Raw genomic sequence first — 24,156 nt, 5'->3', positions numbered from 1 at the left:
TCGACGAAACCCACACCACCGTCCGCGTCCGGCCCACAGATTTATCGCCCGTCCGGTACTTCTCCAGCGCATGGACCCGACACTCCTCGCGCCGATTCTCCAACTCGGCGGCTTGCTCGACAGCCTCGTCGGCCAGTTGTTCGCGGTCGTCGTCGTGATCGGACTGGTCGTCCTCGTCGGGCGCATCGTCCTCAAGGTCGCGTGGCGACTCGTCACCATCGCGGCCGTCGTCCTCGGGGCGATTCTGCTCTTCACCTTCTTCTTCGGCGGGTTCTGAGGCGATCCGGCCGAGATCGGTCAGCCGCGACTTGTTCCGGGACGATCTACTCGGCTTCGACCCGTCCCTCGTCGGGCACACAGTACTCCAGGAAGTTCCGGATCACGTCGTGGCCGACCGCGGTCAGGACGCTCTCGGGGTGGAACTGCACGCATTCGATGGGGTACTCGCGGTGCCGGACGCCCATCACGAGTTCGGTCCCGTCGTGGTCCGTGGTGGCCGACACCTCGAAGCAGTCCGGCACCTCGGTCGCCACCAGCGAGTGGTAGCGCCCGGCCTGGAAGCCCTGTTCGAGACCGGTGAAGACCCCACGCCCGTCGTGGTCGACCGGGAACGCCTTCCCGTGGATCGGTTCCGGCGCGTGGCCCACGTGCCCGCCGTAGGCGTAGACGGCCGCCTCCAGTCCGAGACAGACCCCGAGGGTCGGCACCGTCGGCGAGATCTCGGTCAGGACCGCGTTCGTGACGCCCACGTCGCGGTCGTTCTTCGGGTGGCCCGGCCCCGGCGAGACGACGATGGCGTCCGGGTCGAACGCCCGAACGTCGTCGAGCGTGGCGGTGTTCTTCAGCACCTCGATGTCGAGCGGTTCGTCGGTGCCGGGGACCGTCTGCTCTGAGAAGTACTCCACGAGGTTGTACGTGAACGAGTCGTAGTTGTCGACGACGAGTAGTCTCATCGGCCCGCCTCCGGGGTGGATTCGGTGGGAGCACCCGGGTCGTCGCCGTCGGCGTCTCCCCCGTTGCCCTCGATGCGGAGCAGTGCGTCCAGCACCCCGCCCATCTTCTTCTCGGTCTCCTCGTACTCGCTGGCCGGGTCGCTGTCGGCGACGATGCCCGCGCCGGCCTGCACCGTCACGCGGTCCTCGGTGCCGCGTTCGGTCTCGACGCCGTGTTCGACCGTCGCGGTCCGGATCACGATGGCGAAGTCGGCGTCGCCCGTCCACGAGTAGTAGCCGACGCCGCCGCCGTACAACCCGCGCGGGGTCAGTTCGAGAGCGTCGATGATCTCCATCGCCCGGACCTTCGGCGCGCCCGAGAGCGTCCCGGCCGGGAACGCGGCCCGCGTCGCGTCGAAGGCGTCACAGTCCGGCGCGAGTCGCCCGGTCACGGTCGACTCGATGTGCTGGACGTGGCTGTACTTCAGGACGTTCATGAACTCCTCGACGCGGACGCTCCCCGGACGGGAGACGCGCCGCACGTCGTTGCGGGCGAGGTCGACCAGCATCGTGTGTTCCGACCGCTCCTTCGCGTCGGCGAGCATCTCCCCCGCGAGACGGCGGTCCTCGACCGGCGAGGAGCCACGCGCACAGGTCCCCGCGATGGGGTTGGCGACGACACGCTCCCCGCCGACGGAGACCAGCGTCTCCGGCGACGCACCGACGATGGACCGGTCGCCGAAGCGGAGCAGGTACATGTACGGCGAGGGGTTGACCGCCCGGAGCGACCGGTAGAAGGCGAGCGTGTCGATGTCGCCGGTCAGTTCGCGTTTCCGCGAGATGACGCCCTGGTAGATGTCGCCGTCGAGGACGTGCTCCTTCGCGCGGCGGACCGCGTCCTCGTACTCCTCACGCGGCCCGGCGGTCTCGCCGGTCCGGACGAAGCCCGGGTCGCCACCTTCGCTGTCGTCGCCCGCGCCGGTGGCCGCTGTCCGCTCGGCGCTCCCCAGACTGTCGACGACCTCGGTCAGTTCCGCGACGAGGTCGTCGTACACCGCGTCCGGGTCGTCCTCGGGCCGGACGACCGGCGTGCAGACCAGCGACACAGAGCCTTCCGCGTCGTCGAAGACGAGCGTCCGGGTCGTCACCACGAACTGCGCGTCCGGCAGTGACGTCTCCGGGCGCTCGACGCCCACCTCTTCGAGCCAGAGGTCGTACACCGCGTCGTACGCGAGAAAGCCGACCAGTCCGCCCGCGAGTTGCTGACGCTCGGAGTCGGGGAAGTTGGCCAGTCGGACGTCGGGCATCACACGCCGGAGCGTGTCGAGTGTGTCGCCGGCGTCGCCGGCCGATTCGCCCGCCCTTCCGTCGGCGGTCGCCCCGTCGGTCGCCAGCAGGTCGTCCAGTCGGTCGCGGAGTGTCCGCACCTCGGTTCCCTCGGGACCGACGCTGACGACAGCCTCCGGATCGTAGCCGACGAACGAGTACCGGGCGTGTCTGTCGGCACCCTGTCCGTCGGGCGAGAACGCGCCGTCCGGGTCGCTGGAGGCGACCTTCTCCGCGCTCTCCAGGAGGAAGTTGTACTCGCTCCGGTCTGACAGTGCGTCGTACGCCGACAGTGGCGTCACACCTACGTCCAGGTCGGCGGACAGTCGCACGACGACCGGCCTGTCGTCGTCCGCCTCCGAGGCCAGGTCCCGGAACTCGGCACGGGTGAGGTCGAACGTCATCCCTGGGCCTCCGGCGAGTCGGTCTCGGCCAGTCTCGCGTCCGCTTCCCGGACCTGCCGGACGAATCGTTCGACGGTCTCTGCGTCCTTCGTCCCGTCGTCGCCCTCGATACCGCTCGCCACGTCGACCGCGTAGGGCCGGGCGGTCTCGACCGCCTCGCCGACCGTCTCGGGGGTCAACCCGCCGGCGAGGACGACCGGCGTGTCGAGGTCGGCCGCGAGGTCCCCGGCCGCCGCCCAGTCGTGTGTCTCGCCGGTGCCGCCGGCACCCTCCTCGGTCGTCGAGTCGAGCAGGACGGCGTCGACCACCCCGTCGAGTTCGTGGGCGCGCTCCGGGTCGTCGGCGTCGACCGTGACGACCAGTTTCGTCCCGGTCTCGGCGCGGATGCCCCGGAGTTCGTCGGGCGTGAAGTCGGCGTGGAGCTGGAGCAGGTCGGGCTGGATCGCGCCGGCGAGACCGACCGCGTTGCCCGGTTCCTCCGGCATCGTCACGAGCGTCGTCGTCAGCATCGGCGGCGCGGCGGCGACGAGTTCGGCGGCGGTCGTCGGTGCCACCTCGCGGTGGCTGTCGACCGGGACCTCGCTGATGACGCCGACCGCGTCCGCACCGGCGTCGGCGACCAGCGAGAGGTCCGCCGCGCTCGTGACCCCACAGAGTTTGACGCGCGTCACGACTCGTCGGCCTCCACCGCCTCCGGAGCATCCGCCGGCGCGTCGACCGCGTCCCCGCCGAGCCGACTCCCGTCCCGCAGGGCGTCGAGTTTCTCCGCGGCGTCGCCGGAGTTGATTGCCTGCGCTGCGACCGTCACACCCTCCTCGATGCTGTCTGCGAGGCCCGCCACGTAGACGGCCGCGCCGGCGTTGGCGAGGATGATGTCGCGTTTCGGGCCTGTCACGTCGCCCTCGACGATGCCGACGAGGTCGTCCGCGTTCGCCTGGGGTGTCCCGCCCGTGACCGCCTCGATGGGTGCGCGGTCGATTCCGATGTCGGCCGGCGTCAGGGTGTACTCGGTGATTTCTCCACCGTGGATCTCGGCGACGGCCGTCTCGTCGTGGATGGCGATCTCGTCCATCCCGGAGCCGTGGACGACGAGCGCGTGCTCGACCGGCATGTGTGAGAGCGCGCGAGCGATCACCGGCACGAGGTCGGGATCGTAGACGCCGAGCACCTGCGCGTCGGCCCCGGCGGGGTTCGTCAGCGGTCCGAGCACGTTGAAGATGGTCCGCATCCCGAGTTCCTTTCGCGGACCGATGACGGCCTTCATCGCCGGGTGGAAGACGGGCGCGAGCATGAAGCCGATCCCGTCGCGCTCGATCCCCGCTTCGACGGCCGGTGGTTCGGCGTCGACCTTCACGCCGGCCACGTCCAACACGTCGGCACTGCCGGAGGAGGAGGAGACGGAGTAGTTGCCGTGCTTGGCGACCGCGACCCCTGCCCCGCCGGCGACGATGGCGGAGGTCGTGGAGACGTTGATCGTGTCGTAGTCGTCGCCGCCGGTGCCGCAGGTGTCCACGAGTGGGTCGCGCTGTGGGTCGATGGTCAGCGCCGCGTCGCGCATCCCCTGTGCGAAACCGGCGATCTCGGTCTCGGTCTCGCCTTTCGCCCGGAGTGCCGTGAGGAGCGCGCCGATCTGCGCCTCGGTCGCCTCCTCGAAGATCAGGCGCGCGGCGTCGCGCGCCTCGTCGAGTGTCAGGTCCTGTCCCTCGGTCACGCGTTCGATGTAGTCCTGCATTGTGAGTCACCGATGTACGAGTTCGTCTTACGATGTACAAATCCGTACATCGGTATAAGCGTGTCGGGACCGTGGGAGTCCGTCGAACGAGGGGAGAGACACCAGCCGCTACCGATCTGCACGGAGATCGGTGACCGCCACTGCGACCGACGCCAGCAGCAGGACGACACCGACGCCGCCGGCGAGTAACAGGACGAGTTGCGCCGGTGACGGACCGAAGTCGTCGATGTGGACCGTCGTGCGAACCCAGTAGACCGTCCCGTCGCGTTCGACGAGCGCAGGAACGTCGTCGAGCAGCGGGTCGTCGGCGTCGGGCCGGTAGCCGTCGTAGGACCCGTCACCGCCGTCGATCACGCGATCAAGCGTTCGACGCTCGGCGGCGGTCAGCGAACTCGCCGGAACGGTTCGCTCGTCGATGACGTGTCGGGTGACGTCCTCCCCGTCCACCGCACGCCCGAAGACGGCGGTTCCGTTCTCTGTCTCGGTGACGGTGAGTCGATACCACCGGCGTTCGTCACCGCCCGTGTAGAACTCGTACTCCGTGTCGATCCGCCGGAGGTCGCCCGCCACGGTCTCGTCGTTGGTGGTCACGTTTCGGACCGTCGCGTTCCGGAGGGTCTCGGTCGTCTCGTTCGGGGCGTCTACCGGAATCGGGCGAGACTCTCGCTCGTTCCGGAGGTCGGACACGTCCAGCACGATCCCCTCCCCGTTGCTGCGGATCACCGTCCGCTGATCGTCCGGGTCGGTCGGATCGACGACGTCGGCACTCACGACGCCGGGGTACTCCGGTTCGGGGTGAACGTCTACGACCGCCGGGACGACGACCGGCAGCGAAACGAGGAGGAGACCGACGAACAGCAGGGCGAGGGCCTTTCGGCGGTTTGTCACACCGACTCGAATCGTGTCCGAACAAAGTGTCTTGTGTCCTCGGAGCGGACGAGAATCCCCTTACGCCTCGTTGAACACCGAAACTCGGAGAGTTTCGAGTTTGAGTTCGCTTCGCTCAGTCGAACAGAGCGAATCGGGGATTCGCTGGCTCGCCTTCGCTTACGCTTCGTCGAACAGCGTCTCGCCGTCGACCATGTGCTCCTCGATGACGTCCATGTCCAGCGTGACACCCAGTCCCGGCTTCTCGGGCACCGTGATGTAGCCGTCCTCGATCATCGTCTCCTCGACGAGGTCGTCCCACCAGCCGAGTTCGTAGCTGTGGTACTCGACCGCCAGCGAGTTCGGGATGGCCGCGCCGACGTGGACGGCGGCCATCGTGGCGACCGGCGAGGCGACGTTGTGCATGGCGACCGGGACGTAGTACTGGTTCGCCACGTCCGCGATCTTCCGGGTCTCGCGCATCCCGCCGACCTTCGGCAGGTCCGGCGCGATCATGTCGACCGCCTGGTTCTCGATCAGGCGACGCTCCTCGGTCACGCGGTAGCGGTTCTCGCCCACGCAGATGGGCGTCGTCGTGGACTTCGTGACCTCTTCCTGCACCTCGAGGTTCTCCGGCGGCACGGGGTCCTCGAGCCACCAGACGTCGTAGTCCTCGATGGCGTCCGCGAGCCGTTTTGCCGAACCGCCCGAGAACGTCCAGTGGCAGTCGAAGGAGACGTCGGCGCGGTCCTTCACGCGCTCGGTGACCTTCTCGACGATCTCGGCTTTGTGGCGGATCTCGCCCGGTCGGAGGTGGCGGTTCGCGCGATCCTTCTCCAGGCCGCTCGGGACGTCGAGGTCGAACTTCAGGGCGTCGTACCCCAGGTCCTCGACGACGCGTTCTGCCTCGTCGGCGCAGGCCTCGGGGTCGGCCTCCTCCTCGGTGTGGCAGTCACAGTAGACCCGCATCTCGTCGCGGTACTTCCCGCCGAGCAACTGGTAGGCGGGGACGTTCAGAATCTTGCCCGCGAGGTCGTGCAGTGCGACCTCGATGCCGGAGATGGCGGTGACCGTCACGCCCTCGACGGTGCCCTCGCCGGACATCTTCTGGATGAGGTGTTCGTAGAGGCGGTCGATGTCCAGCGGGTTCTCGCCGATAATCATCGGCTTCATGCGCTGGATGAGTTCCGGGACGCCCGCGCCCCAGTAGGCCTCGCCGGTGCCGACGACGCCCGCGTCGGTGTAGACGCGCACGAGGGTCCACGGGAAGTTCCCGTCGACCATCGTCGTCTGGACGTCGGTGATCTCGACGTCGCGCCCGCCGCCGCGCTCGCGTGTGACACCCATCGTCTCGGCGGAGAGTTCCCGCATCGTGTACTCCGCGTTCGGATCGTGAAGGTCCGAGTAGTCGACTCCCATACCCGATCGTTCTTCGGCTGGTAGTAAAAGTTTGAGATACCGCCCGATACGGCGAGTCGTCGGAGCGCGATACACGCCGACCGTCACGAGGCGGTCCCGGCCCCCGACTCCGCCGGCTACAGGTCGACGCCGAACGTCTCCACGTCCCCGGCCGCGCGGGCGACCGCCCCCAGGAGGTCGGCCACCGCGTCCAGGTCACCCGTGTCGACGACCTCGACCGGCGTGTGCATGTACCGGTTCGGAACGCCGACGTTCAGCGACGGGATGCCGCCCCGCGCAGTGAAGAACGCGTCGGCGTCGGTGCCGGTTCGCACCCCGGCGGCCTGCAACTGCACGTCGATACCGGCCTCGCTCGCCGCCTCGCGGGCCACCCGGACGACCGTCGGGTGGTTCGCGCTCCCGCGACCGATCACCGGTCCCGCGCCCAGCTGGACCGCGCCACGTTCCCACTCTTTCAACTGTGGTGAGTCGGTCGCGTGGGTCACGTCCACCGCGACGACTGCGTCCGGCGCGAGATCGAAGCCGACCATCTGCGCGCCCTGCAGACCGACCTCCTCCTGAACGGTGCTGACCGCGTAGACGGTCGCGTCGGCGTCGGACTCGACGGTCTGTCGGAGTCCCTCGGCGGCGGCCCAGGTGCCCACGCGGTTGTCGATGCCCCGGCCAGCGATGCGGTCGCCGTGGAGCGACTCGGTGGTCGTCGAGAAGGTGATCGGGTCGCCGACCTCGACGAGCGACTCGGCCTCGGCGCGGTCGGTCGCGCCCACGTCCACGAACTGCTCTTTCAGGTCGTCGTACTCGTCGTCCGCCTCCCGGCGGATGTGGATCGCGGTCTGGCCGACGACGCCCGAGACCGGACCACTCTCGGCGTGGACCGTGACGTGTTGCCCCTTCGAGACGGTCCGGTCGGAGCCGCCGATCGGGCCGATCCGGAGGAAGCCGTCGTCGGTGATCCGCCGGACGATGAAGCCGATCTCGTCGGCGTGGCCCGCGAATGCGATCTCGGGGGCGTCCTCCGCGCCGTGGTGGACCGCGACCGCGTTGCCGTAGTCGTCGGTCCGGACCTCGTCGGCGAACGCGCGGACGTACTCGACCCAGACGCGCTGACCGGGCGTCTCGAACCCGGAGGGGCTTGGCGTGTCGAGCAACTCGTAGAGGAACTCCCGTGGGCTGTCGTCCATAGCGGGGGGTGTGCCGTCGTGGCTATCAATCGCACGGTGTCGGGTGTCTCCGGTGGAAGCGTGGCTCGGGTGGCGACGGATCGAGCACGGGCCGACCGAACCGTGGTGGTACGTGTGGCAGAGTTCTCGGCTGCGACCACACCGGCCACCGCAACAGCACCGGCAGCCTACCAGCCACCGCAGCAGCACCGGCACCACGACCGCACCGGCAGCCTACCAGCCACCGCAGCACCACCACGACCGCACTGCAACAGCACCGGCACCGCTCCTCGGTCCCTCCCCAGCCTCGGGTCGCGTTCCGCACCGCACGCGACCTTCCTTCGCACGTCCGGCGAGAGACACGCTCTCGCTGACCCTCGTCACCGGCGCTTCGCGCCGGTTGCCGGCGGGACCGAAGGTCCCGGTCTGTCGTCGGCGCGCCGCGCCGACTGCCAGCGAGACCCTCGGTCTCGCCCTGTTCGCAAGCTCACGAGGACGACTGTTCGCGCGCGCCGAAGATCAGGAGGACCGGAACAAGAACCGGGAAGACCCGAAACCACGCATCGGAACTGGACGCACCGGACCTGCGCTGACCCCGAGTCGCATCGAACCTCGGCCGCGCCAGAACCCGCCGAGTGACGACTCACAGGCCGACCGCCCGCGCGCTGTCGACGACACGAGGACTGGCGTCGGTCTGTGAGTCGTCGCCCCACGGCCGGCACAACACCCAAGCCTCGGGGCATCGTACCCCGGCGTATGCAACGCAGTGACGAACAGTCGTCGGCCGACGACGACCTCGCCGCCCTCGAGACCGACGTGTTCGCCGACACCTCCCTCGGCGAGACGGCCGCCGAGACCGAGTCGACCGGCGACACCACCGCGACGGGCGACTCCGAGGCGACGACCGGGTCGGACGGTGCCGCCGACTCGGAGGGGCTCCGCACCAGACTCGGTCGCGTCTTCTCCCCGCGTGCGTTCCTCGCGGCACTCCTGCTCTCGGTCGCTGGGCTCGCGCTCGGCCAGTCGGTACCCATCCTCGGCCAACTCCCGCTCGTCGGACAGTTCCTCGGCTTCCTCGGGGTCTTTCTCGCGGGCTTCGTCCTCGGACTCGGTGCGAAGCGCCGCAGATACCTCGAAGGTGCGCTGGGTGGCGCGACCGCCGCCGGCCTCGCGTTCGTCGCCAACGCGGTGCTGTTCACCTTCGTCAGCGACGTCGGCCTGCAGTTCGCGGCCGTCGGCGCGGGCATCGGTGCGGTCGCGGCGCTGATCGGCGTCTACTTCGGCCGTGATCTCCGGAGCGGTCTGACCCGCGAGATTCCCTGAGGCGGCCCGGCCGTCCGTCAGCGCAGTCGCCAGCGACCGTTTCGCTCGACGACCAGTCCACGGTCGGCGAGCGTCCCGAGTGCCGACTCGATGGCCTCCGGCGGTGCGTCCACGTCGCCGTCGATCTCGCGTGGGGTGCGCTTGCCGCGAGCGATGGCCGCGAGGACGTCGGCGTAGAACCGGCTGTCGGCCTCCGCGCCGACCTTCTCGTTCAGTCGGTCGAGCACGTCGGTCATCCGGCCGTGGACCCACCGCTTGGCGAGTGAGAGTTCGTTCTCCAACTCTTCGAGACGGGCGAGTTCGTCGGCGAGTTCCGTCACGTCCTCGCCGCCGTCGTCGGGTTCACAGAGGTCGGCGTCCAGCGTGAGGTGGGGACACCGGCCGGTCATGTCGAGACTCGGGTTCGCGGGGTAGGCGCTCTTCGCGCCGAAGCCGTAGGGAGAGACGTTCACTTCGAGGCGGAGGTTCCGGGAGATGTGGAAGTACTTCCGGCGCTGGTCGTCGGTGCGGCTCTCGACCAGGCCGGCGTCCTCCAGCTTCCGGAGGTGGTCGATGACCGCCTTCGGACTGACGCCGAGATACTCGCTGATCTCGGTCACGTAACACGGTTTGTGCGACAGTAGCCGGAGGATACGCCGCCGGTTCTCGTTGCCGAGGAGATCGAGGAGGACGGCGGAATCCATACGGCCCTTCTACGCTACGTGCAGTGAAAAGGCTGACTACCTCGTGGACGATGCCGGTCGACGTGAGACTCAGCGGTTCCCGGTCGGACCGAGACGTCCGTTTTCGGGACCGCCGCCGTTGCCGCGATCGCCACCGTTGCCGTTCCCGTCGTTTCCGCTGTTCCCGTTTCCGGCATTCCCACGGTCGTCGCCGTTCCCGTTGCCGGCGTTGTCGTTCCCGTTTCCGTTGCCGGCGTTCCCACGGTCGCCACCGTTCCCGTTTCCGGGTGGCCCGGCACCGTTCCCGGGACCACCGTCACCACCCTCGGGCGGCCCGTTCCCGTTTCCCTCCGACTCGTCTCCGGCGGAGCGGTTGCCGGCCCAGTCAGGCGGTCCGCGTTCGGCTTCGATCTCTGCGCTGAGGTCGGAGAGCCGTGTCTCGTTCAGCCCTGCGTCGACCGCGACCGGGCGGGTTCGATCCACGGCGCTTTCGAGCGCCGAGAGCTGTCCGTTCACGCGAGCGAGCCGTGCCCGATACTCGACCGCAGAGAGGCTCCCGTTGGCCCGCGCCTCGGCGAGTCGCTGTCTCGTCTCTCGGACCTCCGTCAGGCGGGACTCCAGCACCGAGACTCGGCGCTCGACCACGGGACCGGACACACCGCCGTCGGTCGTCCCGATCTCACCGGCGGTGCGGTTCACCCGGACCTCCCAGAGGCGACTCTCGACTGCACCGCTCGTCTGTGTCGAACTCGACTGCATGAACGACGAGATTCGACTCCCGAAGCCGGCCGACTCCTCGCCGGCGGTCGAACCGTCCGAGCCCTCGTCGGTCGTCTCGTTCGTTCCGTTCGGCGTCTCCTGTTGTGCGACCTGCGGAGCGTCGGCCTGCGCGGTCGCTGGTGCGATCGGCGAGGCGGTCGCCGGAGACGCACCCGACGACCCGCCGACCGCCGCGACCGGCACGGTGACGCCCGCGAGACAGACCGCGAGGACCACCAGTAGCACCGAAGACACTCTCATCGTGAGACGCTTACTCGTCACCACACATAAAGTCGGAGCTTCGTTCGTTCCGTTCAGTCGCCGACAACGGCGCGGGACGGCCGGTACGCTCTCCGTTCCACTGTCGCGGTCCGGAAAAGGTGCGATTACCGCCGTGTCGGTACGGGTGTCCGGTCGGTCGGCACCGCCTCACAACCGGTCGAAGACGCGACCTGCCAGCGCGACCGAGAGAATCGACAGACCGACCGTGATCGCCGGGAGGAGCGTCGCCGACGCGTCGTACCGAAGGGGTGGGTAGAAGCCGAAGCCGTAGTCGTACACGTCGTTCACCAGCGCGAGCACCAGTGCGAAGGCGAGTGCGCCCCGCGTCGTCCGGCCGAAGTGCGGGATGACGGCCGCCTCCAGGAGGAACAGCGCGTGGGTCAGCATGATGCCCCAGTAGTCCCACAGCGCGCTCGCGGAGAAGCCGATGTACAGTTCGGGCCGGAGGTTCAGCGCGATCACGGTCCAGACGCCGTACTTCACCAGCCAGACGAACGCCAGCGTGTGGAGGTACGCCAGCGCCCGGTTCTGTGGAGCGTCCCGCACCGGCAACCCGAGAGTCGGCAGGAGGGTGACCAGCGAGAGCGTCCCGAGCGCCAGCGCGGTCGGGGAGTCGCCGAACAGCGGGTAGAGGAAGGTCGGAATCTCCCGGAGCGAGGGGTCGGAGTGGACGTAGAAGCTCACTCCGACGAGGAACGCGGTGGCGTTGACGACGAGGAGCCAGACCAGACTCGGCCCGTTTCCGAGGTAGTACTCGACCCAGCGACCGGGCAGGAGTCCCGAGTCGGTTCGCTCGCCGTCAGCGTGGTCCTCGGCCATACGTGCACCGCCGGCCGACGCCGGCGTAAAGCTGTCGAGACTTCTGGGTGACCTCGGGTGGATACGTCTGAAACGTGAACTCGGTCGAGTTGGTCTGCGACATGAAGTCGGTTGGATCGGTCGTAGAGAACTCTGTGGAGTCGGTCGAAGCGAACTTGGTTAGGTCGGTCGACGACGACGAGCGGTGAAAGCCCCCGACCGCTCGACCACCGGGAGAGACAAGCTCTCCCGAGCCTTCGTCACCGGCGCTCCGCGCCGGTTGCTGGCGAGGGCTTCGCTCTCGCCCTGTTCGCAAACTCACGAAGGCATCCGGGACTCCACTGCGCGCTTCCCTCGGGCGGTCAGCTCGCTGACCGCCCTCAGTCCAGTGTCGTCGGGCGACCCGAGAGTCGCCCGACTGCTGGCGAGACCTCCGGTCTCGCTCTGTCACCGGCGCGGCGCGCCGGTTTCCAGCGGGACCTCCGGTCCCGCCCGGCTTGCGTCGTCCGGGATGGATCGAGCGGTCGGCCCCTTTCAGTCCCACCCGAGATGTGCGACCCCATCGTGTCGTCACTGGTCGTCACCCGGCGAGTCGTCGGAAGGTTCGGAACCCGGTCGTCGCAGTCGTCCCCGAACCTCCCCGACTGCTGGCGACGCGACCTGCGAGCAGGTCCTCACTGTCGCTCGGACACTGCTCGGTGTCGGTCGCCAGCAGATCGCTTCCTGTCGGGGTTCCGAAGTTGGCCGGAACGGGTGACGAGCCGGTCGTCTGTCAGAGGAATAAGACGTTCGAGGATGCTTATAAACCCCGAGTTGCGTGTAATTCGACTCAAAATCCGGCGCGCGCGACTCCGACGCGTGCGAGGGAGCGGGGCGCTCTCGTGCGCCCCGCGAGGCTGGGGAGGACCGAGGTGCGGTGCTGTGCGGTGGCGGTTCCGTGCGCTAGCAATCGTAGCGGTGCCGGTGGCGGTGTCGTCTGCGGTGGCTGTCGCGGTGCTGTCTGCGGTCGCGGTTCCTCGCCTCGCACGAGTCGCGGTTGCCGTGCTGTCGCGGTCGTCGATGCAGTTCGGTGCTGTCGTGGTCGCGGTCTGCGGTGCAGTATCGGTCACAAGTACACGCTCCCGTCTGGAACTGTCGACCAGAACCCTATCCATCAGCACAGTCACCGAGAAAACCACCAGATCGAGTACGACTCAGTCGTCGGCGACCAGCGACGTGTCCCCGATCTGCGGGCGCTCGACGTCCCGATCGGTGGTCTCGCCCTCGATGTCGTAGGGGTACTCGCCGGTGACACAGCCGAGACAGAGGTCCGCCCGCGACTCACCCAGCGCCTCGGCGACCGCGTCGATGGAGAGGTACGAGAGACTGTCCGCGCTGATCTGCTCGCCGATGTCGTCGACCGACTGGCCGGCCGCGATCAGTTCCTCGCGACTGGCCATGTCGATGCCCATGTAACACGGCGCGACGATGGGCGGCGCGCCGATCCGCAGGTGGACCTCCTCCGCGCCGGCGTCCCGGAGCAGTTCCACCAACTGCGTCGAGGTCGTCCCGCGCACGATGCTGTCGTCGATCAGCGTGACGGTCTTCCCCTCGACCGTGGACTTGATCGGGTTCAGCTTCAGTCGCACCGCGCGTTCGCGTTCGTCCTGCGTCGGCATGATGAACGTCCGGCCGACGTACCGATTCTTCATCAGTCCCTCCGCGAACTCGACGCCGTCGTCGCCCTCGGGACGCTCCTCGCCCTCTGCGGTCGTGCCGTTCGCGGCCTCGGCGTAGCCGGAGGCGAAGGCGCGCCCGGAGTCCGGCACCGGCATCACCACGTCGGTCTCGATGCCGGACTCCTCCCAGAGTTTCCGGCCGAGCGTCCGCCGGACCTCGTAGACGAGCGAGTCGTCGATCACCGAGTCCGGGCGAGCGAAGTAGACGTGTTCGAAGAAGCAGTGCGCCGTGTTGTCGCGGTCGACGAGTTGGTAGGAGTCGAAGCCTGTGCCGTCCCGATCGAGGACGACCAGTTCACCCGGTCGGACGTCCCGGACCAGGTCCCCGTCCAGTGTGTCGATGGCGGCCGACTCGGAGGCGAGCACGTAGCCGTCGTCCAGTTCGCCGATACACAGCGGGCGATTGCCTTCGGGGTCTCTGACACCCAGCACCACGTCGTCGTGGGAGATAGTCAGCGAGTAGGAGCCGTGGATACGCTCCATCGTCTTCTTGACGGCGCGAACGAGGTCGGCCTCCAAGAGGTTCCGCGCGAGGTCGTGGGCGATGACCTCGGTGTCGCCGGTCGAGGTGAACGCGTGACCGAGGCCCTCCAACTCGTCCCGGATCTCGTCGGCGTTGACGAGGTTCCCGTTGTGGGCTAAGCCGAGCGACCCGGACTTGAACGACACCGAGAAGGGCTGGGCACAGCAGGTGTTGACCCCGCCAGCCGTGGGGTACCGGACGTGCCCGATGCCGGCCGTCCCGTTCAGTTGGTCGAGGTCGTCCTCGGCGAACACGTCGCCGACCAGTCCCATCTCGACGTGGCTGTGCTGCTGGAAGCCGTCGTGAGTGACGATGCCGGCCGACTCCTGGCCCCGGTGCTGGAGCGCGTACAGCGAGTAGTAGAGCGGCCGCGCGGCACTTCGCTCCGACAGCGAGACGCCGACGACACCGCACTTCTCTCGCGGGCCACCCGTCTGATCCCGCCCGTGATCCATGCGCGAGGCTGTGCAGTCCACCCGTAAAAACGTACGCCTTCGTGGTCGAATCACCGGTTGGGTCGGCGATAGATGTGCACGTTCGTGGACATCCACGGTGACGTCGACCGGGTCGAGAGCAACCGGCACGGCCGTCGGAGGAGAGCGTCGGCGCGGTCGCTCGGGAGGTGCTGAAACGGAGAGAGAACGTCGCTTACTCGCCCGCTTTGGACTGCCACGCGTACTCGCGTCGCTTCGCCGACTTGCCGAAGCCACACGAGGAGCACTGCTTCTTCTTCACGTGGTAGGATTTCTCGCCGCAGCGTCGACACTTGACGTGCGTCTTCTTGTTCTTCTTGCCCTGACTGGGAGTACCTGCGCCCGTCATGCTTTGATCGTGACGACGTTATCGCCGCGTATAATCGTTGTGTCTTCGACCGATTCCACGTCCAACTCGCCCAGCGTGGCGTCGTCCGCGGCCACGTCACTCTCGGCGGCCTCCAGCACGACGTTCATGTGCTGGTCGTAGCCGGCCAGCAGTCCGTAGTACGACGACCCGTCCTTCAACTCGACGGTGACGGTGGTGTTCAGCGACTCTTCGAGTACGTCCAGCGGTCGGCCACTCATATCGGGAACACCTCGCGTTTCGGTATTAAAAATACCGGAGAGAACCGTCAGGCGTCGGGGTGACGTTCCGACTCTCCGGCGGCCGTCTCGCGGTCGCCGGTCCCACTCCCCACGTCGGACTCGCTATCGGTCGACTCGCGTCCGGTGTCGTCCGCCGACTCGATCTCGTCTGGGTCGTCGCCACCGTCCCCGGCGTCGGTCCGCTTCGCGTACAGGAAGACGCCGACCGCGACGACGATCCAGACGACCGCGCCGACCCGGAGGACGAAGCCGACCCGAGCGCCCCACGTCGGGAGCGTCACGGCTGTCGACGCCAGCGCGACCACGGGCGCGCCGAGGAGGATGGTGACGACGAACGTCACCTGCATCACCCAGCCGTAGTCCACGCCCTCCGGATCGGTGGTCTCGACTCGTGTGGGCACGGTCGACGCTTCGGGCGAACCGGCTAAGGTCTGCCGGTCTCCGGCGTCCGGTCCGCTCCGCGCCGACCCTCCGACCCGCGTCGGCACGCCCCGGAATCGCATGAGTTTACCACACGGGCCGTCTCTCTGCCGAGTATGACCACCGTCCGATCACTGCGCGCGAAGGCGGGCGAGGAGCCGATCACGATGCTGACGGCCTACGACGCCCCGACCGCCCGGGTCGTCGACGAGGCCGGCGTGGACGTGATCCTCGTCGGCGACAGCATGGGCAACGAGGCGCTCGGCTACGACTCCACGCTCCCGGTCACCGTCGAGGAGATGGCGAGTCGGACCGCCGCCGTCGCCCGCGCGACCGACGACGCCCTCGTCGTCGCCGACATGCCCTTCCTCTCCTACGGCGTCAGCGAGGCCCAGAGCGTCGAGCACTGCGGCCGGATGCTGAAGGAAGCGGACGCCGACGCGGTCAAACTGGAGTCCGGACCGCACACCGTCGCGTTGACCGAGACGCTCGTCCGACTCGGCATCCCGGTACAGGCCCACCTCGGTCTGACCCCCCAGCACGTGAAGGAGACGGGCCTGTTCCGGCAGGGGACGACCCGCGACGAGGCCCGCGAGATGCTGGACCTCGCGCGCCAGCACGCCGACGCGGGGGCCTTCTCGCTCGTCCTGGAACACGTGCCGGCGAACGTCGCCCGGCAGATCACCGAGAGCATCGACATCCCGACCGTCGGCATCGGTGCCGGGCCGGACTGTGACGGGCAGGTGCTCGTCGTCAACGACGTGATCGGGTTGAGCGAGTCGGCCGCCCCCTTCTCGAAGCAGTTCGGCGACGTGCGCGGCGAGATGGCGTCGGCGGTCGCCGGCTACAAGGAGGCGGTCGAGTCCGGCGCGTACCCGGCCGAGGAACACAGCCACGTCGAAGACGAACTCGACGAACTGTACTGAGCCGTCGTCGTCCGCAGTCGTAGGCGGGGGCTACCAGCACAACAGCCATAGGCCCCCGGGTTCTCACGGTGGACGATGGCCCTCTCCGACTTCGTGCTCTCCCCCCTCGGTCTCCTGGCCCTCGCGTCGGTGATCCCCGTGATCCTGCTGTACCTGATCCGCCCCGACCCGATGGAGGTCGATCTGCCGACACTCCGCTTTCTGGTCGAACAGACCCGACAGGATACGACCAACCCCCTGCTCGAACAGTTACGCCGGAATCTCCTCCTCTTCCTCCAGATCGCGGTGCTGGTCCTGCTGGCGGTCTCGCTCGCGTCCCCCTACGTCACCGTCTCGGAGGAGTCGACCGTCGAGGAGACCGTGCTCGTCGTCGACACCAGCGCGTCGATGGCGACCGAGGCGGGTGGCGACACCCGGTTCGGGCAGGCGCTCGCGTCGGCCAGAAGCGCGGTCAGCGGGACGACCTCGGTGGTGGTCACGGCCCCGGACGCCGACGTTGCCCTCCGCGGCGGAACCGCAGACGAGGCGCGAACCACGCTCGACGGACTCGCCCCGACCGCGACCGAAGGGAACCTCCGGGCCGCTATCTCGCAGGCCACGGCCGTCGCCGGCGAGAACGCCCGGATCGTCGTCGTCGGCGACTTCGCGGACGACACCGACTGGCAGTCGGCCGTCGAGACGGCCCGCGCCCGCGACCTCCTCGTCGAACTCCGGCAGTTCGCCGGCGGCGGGACCGACAACGTCGGCATCGTGGACCGACGGTTCTCCGGGACCGAGGTGACGGTCTCGGTGAAGAACTTCGGCGACAGCGAGGCGACACGCCAACTCCAACTCGGCCAGCAGACCGCGACCGTCACCCTCGAACCGGACGACGTGACGACCCGGACCTTCACCGTCCCGGCGGGCGCGAGCGAGGTTCGACTGACGCCGGGCGACTCGTTCCCGACCGACGACAGACTCCCGCTGTCCGCGCCCGAGGACCCGACCGTGGACGTGCTGGTGTTGACGAACGACCGGAACCGCTACCTGACGACCGCGCTGTCGGTCATCGACGACGTGGAGTTGACGGTGAAGAACCCGCCGACCGCCGTCAGCGAGGAGTACGACGTGATCGTCTACAGCAACGTCGACCCCGACGAACTCCTGCCGGGCAACGTCGCCGCCGGCCGGGAGACGGTCGAGCGCGGCGGCGGCGTGGCGATCCAGGCACAGGAGCCGTTCCCGAGCCAGTACGGCGACCTGCTCCTGATCGAACCGGGCCAGCTTCGAACCGGCTCCACGACCCAGATCCGGGCACAGACCGAGTTGACGCGAGGCATCGACTTCCAGGCCCCGACCGAGTACGTCGACGGGACGCTCCGGGAGGGGACGCTCCAAGTGGCGGTCAACGACGGTGACCCCCTGCTCGCCACCGCCGACCGCGGCGAGGGACGCCTGCTCTACTACGGCTACATCGAGGCGTCGTCGTCGTTCAAGTTCAACTACCAGTACCCGGTGTTCTGGAAGCGTGCCGTCTTCTACCTCGCCGACCGGGAGACGCTCCCGACGCTGAACCGCGAGACCGGCGGCAGTCTCGACTTCACCGCAGAGCGACGCGTCGAGACACCCTCCGGATCGGTGAGCGCGACGACGGTCCCGCTGACCGAGGTCGGCCTCTACCGGATCGGGAGTGCGACCGGTGGTGGTGAGGGACAACAGACGACCACGACGCCGACTGCTGGCGACGGTGCCGGCCCCGGCGCGGGCGACACCAGCGCAGACACCGGCGTCGAGGGGAGACGCATCGCGGTCGCCCTGCTGAGCGAACCGGAGTCGACCGTCACCGCGCCGGACGTGGCGGGCGGCGAGGCCGGTGTCAGGGCACGGACCGAGGAACGCAGTGTCCCCGATCCGATCACCGAGTACCTCGCGCTCGGGGCGCTGGTGGTCGCACTCGGCGAGTTGGCCTACCTGCGTCGGCGGGGTGATCTGTGATGCGGTCGGTACTCCCGACACGCCTCGACGGACTCCCCTTGCAGACGACCTACACCCTCCCGAACGGCGTCACCGTCGGGGTCGAACAGCTCTGGCCCCTGCTCGCGCTCCCGGTCGCGGTCGGTCTGCTGTACCTGCTGATCCTCCGGCGAGACGACGCCGAGGACGGCGACCGACGAATCGGCTCCGCGTCCACCCGGAGCCGACGACTGCTCGCCGTGAGCCGACTGCTGATCGTCGTGCTCGTCGTGCTCTCGGCGACTGCACCCTACGCAGTCGCCACCCGCGAGACCGCCGGCCAACCGCAGGTGACGCTCCTCGTCGACGAGTCCGACAGCATGCGCGTCACCGACGCCGACGGTGCGGCACTGGCCGAGGGGATCGAGAGCCAGGGTGTCCCGGTCCGGACCGCCACGATCGGCCAGGGGACCGACTCGCGACTCGGGGACGCGATCGGCGCGAACCTGCGGGAGAACGGGACCGTGGTCGTCCTCTCGGACGGTCGCGTCACCGGTGGGCGAACCCTTGCCGAAACTGCCGACCGCGCTCGCGGACTGAACGCGACGATCAGTCGTGTCCGGATTCAACCGGAGCGCACCGAGCGCTACGTGACGGTCAACGGCCCGGCGAAGACCAGCGTCGGCATCGAGAGCCAGTTCCTCGTGTCGGTCGACGGCGTGAACCTGCCGGCCGGCGACGCGACACTCCGCGTCGAGGTGGACAACCAGCAGGTGCTGGAGCGACCACTCACCGAGGGCGGCGGGCGCGTCGAGTTCACCCACACCTTCGAGGACGTGGGGTCACACGAGATCCGGGCCGAGGTCGCCACCAGCGACCAGTTCGACACGAACGACGTGTTCTACAAGTCGGTCCGGGTCGTCGAGCGCCCGAAGATCCTCTACGTCTCGCGTGGCTCGTACCCCTTCCGGAGCTACCTCTCGGACCTGTACGACGTGGAGCGTGCCGACTCGGTGCCCGAGGACCTCTCGCCGTACTACGCGGTCGTCGTGCAGGACACCGCCGCGCGTGACCTCGGCAACGTCGACAGTCTCCAGCGGTTCGTCATCGACGGCGGGGGCCTGCTGATGGTCGGCGGCGACAACGCCTTCGAGGGCGGCGACTACGACCAGTCGCCGGTCGCGTCGATGCTCCCGGTGCGAGTCGGCGAGGGGAGCGGCGGCAGTTCCAACATCGTCCTGCTGATCGACGTCTCCGGCAGTGCCGAACAGGGGATGACCGTCCAGAAGGCGGTGTCGCTGGACGTGCTGGACCAACTGGGCGACGAGAACCGGGTCGGCCTCGTCGCGTTCAACCAGAACGCCTACCGGGTCGCCGACATCCGGTCGCTCTCGGACAACCGCGGCGAGTTAGAGGATCGGATCAGGCGCTTGCAGGCCGGCGGGGCGACCAACATCGCCCTCGGCCTGCAGGGCGCACAGGAGATGCTCGGCGGCGACCGCGGGACCGTGATCCTGATCTCGGACGGTGCCGACACCGCCTCGAACTCGGACCGGATCGCCTCCCAACTCGGGACCGCCGGGACCCGCGTCGTCTCGGTCGGGACCGGTCCGAGTCCGAACGGGCAGGTGCTCGGCGAGATCGCCCGCGAGTCCGGCGGGTCGTATCTCCGGGCGACCGAGACCGATCGCCTCCGCCTCCTGTTCGGGGGGGCCTCTCGCCAGTTCGAGGGCGAGGGGCTGACCGTGGTGGACGGGAACACGTTCATCACCTCCGGCGTGGAGTTGACCGCCAGTCCCGCCCGCGTGAACGACGTGTCGATGAAACCCGGCGGGGACTTCCTCGTCGCGTCGGACGACGGGACTCCGGCGGTCGCCTCGTGGCGCTACGGCCTCGGTCGGGTCGTCACGATCACGGCCTACGGCGAGGACGGGACGCTCGACGGCCTCCTCTCCCGGCCGGACTCGCTGCTCCTGACGAAATCGACGAACTACGCAATCGGCGATCCGGAGCGGCGCGCGACCGGCGTCACCGAGATCGGCGACACGCGCGTCGGCGAGGAGACGGTCGTCGTCTACCGGGGCGACCAGCGTCCGGAGGCCGAGGGGATCGACTTCCGGCAGACGAGCGAGGGCGTCTACCGCGCGTCGGTGACACCCGAGGAGACCGGCTTCGTCGACGTGCTGGACGCGCAGTACGCCGCCAACTACGAGGCGGAGTACGCGGGCTTCGGGAGCGATCCGGCGCTGTCGCAGGCGGTCGCGGCGACGAACGGGCGGACGTTCGCCCCGAACGAGGCGAGTCAGATCGCCGAGTACGCACGTGAGCAGTCGACGCGGGTCCGGCGCGTCGAGACCGACCTGACGTGGGCGCTGCTGACGGCCGCGCTGCTCCTGTACCTGCTGGAGGTGGTCGCCCGCCGGATTCAAGTCTACAGGGGTCGCACTCGGAACGAAGGTGGTCTCCCGTGAGTTACATCGGCAAGTCGATCAACCTCCTGCTGGTCCTCCTCATCGTCGCCTCGGTCGTCGGCACGGCCGGCGCGACGATGTTCTACCAGCGGTCGGTCGAGCAGTTGGAGCGGCAGAACGAGGAGTTGCGTGACCGGAACGCGGAACTGAGTAGCCGACTCGACGACACGCAGTCGGAACTCGACCAGCGCCGACAGCGCCTCTCCGAACTCCAGCAACGACTCAACACGACCCAGAGCGACGTCTCGCAGGTCTCGGAGAACCTGAAAGAGACACGCGACGACCTCGCGGAGACCGAAGAAGACCTCCAGGCGACCAGAGAGAACCTCCGGGAGGCACAGAGTCGGTCCGACACGCTGGAAGCGCAGGTGTCACAGCTCCGGAGCGAACGGAACCAGTTGGAGAACGACGTCGAGGAACTGGAGGAGAGCGTCACCGAGTTGGAACGCGACAAGGAACGGCTCAACGAGGACATCGAGGATCTGAACACGGAGATCACGCAGTTGCAGAACGAACGGGACGACCTCGAAGACGACCTGAACAGCGTCTGTAACCAGTGGCCGAACGACGAACCGCTCCCGAGTGAGTGCTGATGCCCGAGACGAAATCCGATTCCCAGCGCGTCCGCGAAGCCATCGAGGAGGTCCGGAGAGAGGGTTACAAACTCGCGGCCGTCTACGCCGTCATCGACGCGGCGGCGGTCGCACTGGTCGTCAACCTCCTGCTCACGGTGCTCGCACTCGACGCGCTTCCGGCCGAGGTGTCGGTGCCGGGCGTCCTCGTCGGTCTCGCGGAGCGTGTCGCGGGCCGACAGTTCGGCCCGGTTCGGATCGCCACCAGCACCGTGATCGGTGCTGGACTCGGCCTGGTCGTGGGGGTCGGCGAGTTCGTCTACCGGGCGCGGAGGCCCGCAGTCGAACTGTTCGAGCGTGCGAACCCCGAGGTGCGCGAGGCGCTCCGGACCGCCCGGGACGCCGTGGAGGACGGCGCGGAGTCGGCGATGGCGGTTCGGCTCTACCGGGACGTGTTGACCCGACTGAAGCAGACCTCCAGCGTCGGTCTGCTCGACGGGAAGCGACTCGCGATCCCGATGGTCCTGCTGTTGCTCGCCAGCGTGCTGACGGTGCAGGTCGCGGTCGTCGACCTCCAGTTGGGCGGCGGCGGCGTCACCGGCGGTGGCGGCGGTGGCGTGGACGACGAGTTCGGCGGCCTGCAGGACGGGAGCGAGGTGCTCGGCGACCCCGAGGACGTGAGCGCGGGCGACACGGAACAGAACGTCTCGGTCGGATCGAGTGGGGCGGGATCGAACGAGGGCGGCGAGTCGCCCGCCTCCTACGACGACGGCGGGTTCGCCGGCGACCGGGCGGTCGAGAGCCAGCAGGCCGGCTTCGCGCCGGACGAGGAGATCGAGGACGCCGACCTGATCCGGGAGTACAACCTGGCGATCAGAGAGGAGGACGACGAGGAATGACCACGCGATTCACGACGCAGGACGGGACGACACCATGACAGACCAACGAGACGGCGTGACGACGGATCGCATCGACGACCTCCAGCGGAAACTCGGCGCTGCGCGCGAGGAGGTGGGCAAACGCATCGTCGGCCAGACAGACGTACTGGAACAGTTGTTCGTCTGCATCCTCGCGGACGGGAACGCCCTGCTGGAGTCGAACCCCGGACTCGGCAAGACCTCGATGATCCGGACCGTCTCCGAGGTGACGGACCTCCAGTTCTCGCGCATCCAGAACACCCCCGACCTGATGCCCTCGGACATCACCGGGACCGAGATCATCCGGGAGACCGATTCGGGTCGGGACTTCGTCTTCGAGCGTGGCCCCATCTTCGCCAACGTCGTGCTGGCCGACGAGATCAACCGCGCGACCCCGAAGACGCAGGCCGCCCTGCTGGAAGCGATGCAGGAGAAGCAGGTGACGGCGGCCGGCGAGACGTACGACCTCCCGCGCCCGTTCTTCGTGCTGGCGACCCAGAACCCCATCGACCAGGGCGGCACCTACGCGCTCCCGGAGGCACAGACCGACCGCTTCCTGCTGAAGATTCTCGTCGACTACCCCTCCTTCGACGAGGAGGTGTCCATCGTCGATATGTACACGACCGGCAAACCACAGCAACCGGTCGAACAGGTCCTGACCCGCGAGGAGATCCAGGAGGCCCAGCAGTTGACCCGGGAGGTGCCCGTCGCCGACGACATCCGCGACCGGGCGGTCGAGTTGGTCCAGCAGACGCGGAGCGACGACCAGATCGAGTACGGCGCGTCTCCGCGTGCGAGCATGGCACTCGTCCTGACGGCGAAGGCGCGGGCGTTCCTGCAGGGTCGGAGCCACGTCTCGTGGGACGACGTGGAGGCGATGGCACCGCCGGTGTTGCGCCACCGGATCATCCTCGACTTCCGCGCGGAACGTGAGGGGCTGACGACCGACGAGGTGGTCTCGCGGATGGTGGCGGGACTGGAGTGAGAGCGAGCATGACCGACCCGGTCGTGGCGACGAGGAGGGGGAGACGATGATCGATCCCGACTTCCTCGACGAACTGGACCGTTTCGAGTCCGCGATGAAGCGCGAGGCGAGTTCGATCCAGCAGGGCGAACAGGAGTCGCGCAACCTCGGCGAGGGGTTGACGTTCTCCGACTACCGCCGGTACGCCCCCGGCGACGACACCCGACTCATCGACTGGAAACTGTACGCCCGGACCGAGGAGTACTTCGTCAAACAGTTCGAGGAGGAGCGCAGTCTGACGGTCCACGTCCTCCTCGACAGGAGCGAGTCGATGGCGTTCGGCGAGGGCGAGACGAACAAGTTCGAGTACGGCGCGAAACTCGGCCTCGGCTTCGCGTACCTCACGGCCGAGGAGAACAACGACTTCCGCTTTTCGACGTTCGGCGCGGACCTCGAACGCCTCGACACCGGGAAGTCGAACCGGGCCGAACTGATGCAGATCATCGACCTGTTGAACGAGACCGACCCGGCGGGCGAAGCCGACTTCCGGAGCGTCTTCGAGGAGTACGCCGAGTCGATCCACTCGCGGGCGTTCGTCGTGATCGTCAGCGACTTTCTCGAAGACGCAGACGAGATCGACGCCGGCGTCGGGGCGCTGGCCCGTAACGACACCCTCCTCGCGCACGTGCTCTCGCCGGCAGAACTCGATCCGGACGCGACCGGCGACACGGTCTTCCACGACCCGGAGACCGACGAGACGACCCGGACCTACTTCGGCGGGTCGCTCGCACAGTCGTACCGCGACCGACTTCAGGCACACGTTGAGGACGTGGCCGAACGCGCCGACACGCTCCGGGCCGACCACGTGCTGGTGGACACCGGCGCGGACTTCTTCGACTCCTTCGCGTCGCTGTGGAGCGAGTGACCGACAGCAGGCGAGAGTCTCGCCGGGCGGCACCGTGCCGAG

The 24,156-nt window shown here is 68.3% G+C and carries 23 protein-coding genes; 9 read left to right on the top strand and 14 right to left on the bottom strand.

Annotation, left to right across the window (positions count from 1 at the left end; translation table 11 throughout):
• Positions 1 to 70 precede the first annotated feature (70 nt).
• A complete protein-coding gene (locus LI337_RS06350) occupies positions 71 to 277 on the top strand; it encodes a DUF8029 family protein (RefSeq protein ID WP_227228966.1) in 207 nt (68 codons plus the stop codon).
• 46 nt (positions 278 to 323) lie between these two features.
• Here the strand turns inward: LI337_RS06350 and trpG are convergent, their stop codons facing one another.
• From trpG to LI337_RS06315, 7 genes are all read right to left on the bottom strand, one after another.
• Positions 324 to 953, bottom strand: coding sequence for an anthranilate synthase component II (gene trpG, locus LI337_RS06345; RefSeq protein WP_227228965.1), 630 nt, complete (start codon positions 951 to 953; stop codon positions 324 to 326).
• Entirely contained in the window at positions 950 to 2,662 is a 1,713-nt protein-coding gene (gene trpE, locus LI337_RS06340; RefSeq protein WP_227228964.1) for an anthranilate synthase component I, read from the bottom strand. Before trpE ends, trpG begins: the two co-directional genes overlap by 4 nt.
• Positions 2,659 to 3,333, bottom strand: a complete 675-nt coding sequence (locus LI337_RS06335) for a phosphoribosylanthranilate isomerase (protein WP_227228963.1) — start codon at positions 3,331 to 3,333, stop codon at positions 2,659 to 2,661. Before LI337_RS06335 ends, trpE begins: the two co-directional genes overlap by 4 nt.
• Positions 3,330 to 4,394, bottom strand: a complete 1,065-nt coding sequence (gene trpD / locus LI337_RS06330; RefSeq protein WP_227228962.1) for an anthranilate phosphoribosyltransferase — start codon at positions 4,392 to 4,394, stop codon at positions 3,330 to 3,332. The genes LI337_RS06335 and trpD overlap by 4 nt, the downstream gene beginning before the upstream one ends.
• Positions 4,395 to 4,502: 108 nt before the next feature.
• Entirely contained in the window at positions 4,503 to 5,282 is a 780-nt protein-coding gene (locus tag LI337_RS06325) for a hypothetical protein (protein ID WP_227228961.1), read from the bottom strand.
• Between the two features lie 159 nt (positions 5,283 to 5,441).
• Positions 5,442 to 6,680, bottom strand: a complete 1,239-nt coding sequence (locus LI337_RS06320; protein ID WP_227228960.1) for a mandelate racemase/muconate lactonizing enzyme family protein — start codon at positions 6,678 to 6,680, stop codon at positions 5,442 to 5,444.
• Between the two features lie 116 nt (positions 6,681 to 6,796).
• Complete coding sequence (locus tag LI337_RS06315) at positions 6,797 to 7,861, bottom strand: M20/M25/M40 family metallo-hydrolase (protein ID WP_227228959.1); 1,065 nt, start codon at positions 7,859 to 7,861, stop codon at positions 6,797 to 6,799.
• A gap of 735 nt (positions 7,862 to 8,596) precedes the next feature.
• Here LI337_RS06315 and LI337_RS06310 point away from each other — a divergent pair.
• Positions 8,597 to 9,163: a hypothetical protein gene (locus LI337_RS06310; protein ID WP_227228958.1), complete on the top strand. Its 567-nt coding sequence runs from the start codon at positions 8,597 to 8,599 to the stop codon at positions 9,161 to 9,163.
• A gap of 17 nt (positions 9,164 to 9,180) precedes the next feature.
• Here LI337_RS06310 and LI337_RS06305 read toward each other — a convergent pair whose 3' ends face one another.
• From LI337_RS06305 to LI337_RS20075, 7 genes are all read right to left on the bottom strand, one after another.
• Positions 9,181 to 9,846: an ArsR/SmtB family transcription factor gene (locus tag LI337_RS06305; protein ID WP_227228957.1), complete on the bottom strand. Its 666-nt coding sequence runs from the start codon at positions 9,844 to 9,846 to the stop codon at positions 9,181 to 9,183.
• A gap of 69 nt (positions 9,847 to 9,915) precedes the next feature.
• Entirely contained in the window at positions 9,916 to 10,845 is a 930-nt protein-coding gene (locus LI337_RS06300) for a hypothetical protein (protein ID WP_227228956.1), read from the bottom strand.
• Positions 10,846 to 11,013: 168 nt separating this feature from the next.
• Positions 11,014 to 11,685, bottom strand: coding sequence for a DUF1405 domain-containing protein (locus LI337_RS06295; RefSeq protein WP_227228955.1), 672 nt, complete (start codon positions 11,683 to 11,685; stop codon positions 11,014 to 11,016).
• Positions 11,686 to 12,857: 1,172 nt separating this feature from the next.
• Entirely contained in the window at positions 12,858 to 14,360 is a 1,503-nt protein-coding gene (purF, locus tag LI337_RS06290; protein ID WP_227228954.1) for an amidophosphoribosyltransferase, read from the bottom strand.
• A gap of 193 nt (positions 14,361 to 14,553) precedes the next feature.
• On the bottom strand, positions 14,554 to 14,727 hold the full coding sequence (locus LI337_RS06285; protein WP_227228953.1) for a 50S ribosomal protein L37e: 174 nt from the start codon (positions 14,725 to 14,727) through the stop codon (positions 14,554 to 14,556).
• Positions 14,724 to 14,966, bottom strand: coding sequence for an LSM domain-containing protein (locus LI337_RS06280; protein ID WP_227228952.1), 243 nt, complete (start codon positions 14,964 to 14,966; stop codon positions 14,724 to 14,726). The genes LI337_RS06285 and LI337_RS06280 overlap by 4 nt, the downstream gene beginning before the upstream one ends.
• 47 nt (positions 14,967 to 15,013) lie before the next feature.
• The gene (locus LI337_RS20075; RefSeq protein ID WP_380699148.1) at positions 15,014 to 15,388 is read right to left on the bottom strand and encodes a DUF5822 domain-containing protein; all 375 of its coding nucleotides are present in this window, start codon (positions 15,386 to 15,388) and stop codon (positions 15,014 to 15,016) included.
• 135 nt (positions 15,389 to 15,523) lie between these two features.
• On the opposite strand from LI337_RS20075, the gene panB reads away from it, so the two are divergent.
• The 7 genes from panB (at position 15,524) to LI337_RS06240 (ending at position 24,114) form a co-directional block, all read left to right on the top strand.
• Positions 15,524 to 16,333, top strand: a complete 810-nt coding sequence (gene panB, locus LI337_RS06270) for a 3-methyl-2-oxobutanoate hydroxymethyltransferase (RefSeq protein WP_227228951.1) — start codon at positions 15,524 to 15,526, stop codon at positions 16,331 to 16,333.
• A 75-nt stretch (positions 16,334 to 16,408) separates the two neighbouring features.
• Entirely contained in the window at positions 16,409 to 18,307 is a 1,899-nt protein-coding gene (locus LI337_RS06265; RefSeq protein ID WP_227228950.1) for a vWA domain-containing protein, read from the top strand.
• The gene (locus tag LI337_RS06260; protein ID WP_227228949.1) at positions 18,307 to 20,736 is read left to right on the top strand and encodes a vWA domain-containing protein; all 2,430 of its coding nucleotides are present in this window, start codon (positions 18,307 to 18,309) and stop codon (positions 20,734 to 20,736) included. Before LI337_RS06265 ends, LI337_RS06260 begins: the two co-directional genes overlap by 1 nt.
• Complete coding sequence (locus tag LI337_RS06255) at positions 20,733 to 21,329, top strand: chromosome partitioning protein (protein ID WP_227228948.1); 597 nt, start codon at positions 20,733 to 20,735, stop codon at positions 21,327 to 21,329. Before LI337_RS06260 ends, LI337_RS06255 begins: the two co-directional genes overlap by 4 nt.
• Entirely contained in the window at positions 21,329 to 22,207 is an 879-nt protein-coding gene (locus tag LI337_RS06250) for a DUF7502 family protein (protein WP_227228947.1), read from the top strand. Before LI337_RS06255 ends, LI337_RS06250 begins: the two co-directional genes overlap by 1 nt.
• A gap of 34 nt (positions 22,208 to 22,241) precedes the next feature.
• On the top strand, positions 22,242 to 23,210 hold the full coding sequence (locus LI337_RS06245) for an AAA family ATPase (protein ID WP_227228946.1): 969 nt from the start codon (positions 22,242 to 22,244) through the stop codon (positions 23,208 to 23,210).
• Between the two features lie 46 nt (positions 23,211 to 23,256).
• Positions 23,257 to 24,114, top strand: coding sequence for a DUF58 domain-containing protein (locus LI337_RS06240; protein WP_227228945.1), 858 nt, complete (start codon positions 23,257 to 23,259; stop codon positions 24,112 to 24,114).
• Positions 24,115 to 24,156: the final 42 nt, after the last annotated feature.

The sequence above is a fragment of the Salinirubrum litoreum genome (assembly GCF_020567425.1).
Classification (GTDB): domain Archaea; phylum Halobacteriota; class Halobacteria; order Halobacteriales; family Haloferacaceae; genus Salinirubrum; species Salinirubrum litoreum.
The sequence above is the reverse complement of the archived record's forward strand: the minus strand, read 5'-3'. Positions and strand labels throughout refer to the sequence as shown.